Raw genomic sequence first — 479 nt, forward strand, 5'->3', positions numbered from 1 at the left:
GCTATGGAAGCAGAGCCTCTACTTCTGTGCATCAATTCTAAGGATAGCTCTGATTCACACAGTGGCCTATGGGAAAAGGAAAATTTGGACAAGCTTCTTGGGGATTCTGTAATCCGCGTGCCTGTCGTCAGTCAGGGCCTCAACGAATGGCGGCGCTACCATACGGCAGCATTCCTTGCGACCTTGAAGTTGACGCCGGATCAGATAAACTTTTTCAGGGCCATCATCCCTGACTACAATCCGGACCTCGACCGTACCGTTGACCAGTGCATCCAGTTTCTATTTCGTTCTGGCGCTCGCGTTGCAAAATCGGATAAACCACTTTTCTTCGTTGTGTCCGACCAGCGTTTGGCTGAGCAGGTGGCCAGCGTTTTGGATTCTGGGATGAGAATCGTGTCACCTACTGATCTGGTGCCGACGTGGAAAAAGAAATCGATCCTGCTCTACAGTAAAGGCAGTGCAGCTTCGGTGGCCGCACG

Annotated in this window: 1 protein-coding gene; it reads left to right on the forward strand. The window is 51.6% G+C overall.

Going from position 1 to position 479, the window contains the following annotated elements:
* Positions 1–84: 84 nt before the first annotated feature.
* Positions 85–479: hypothetical protein (locus tag AC1RPQ_RS07895; RefSeq protein WP_481762245.1), on the forward strand; the 395-nt coding region annotated here is incomplete at its 3' end.

The organism is Dellaglioa sp. CoH-57-MRSF-21, from assembly GCF_056781915.1.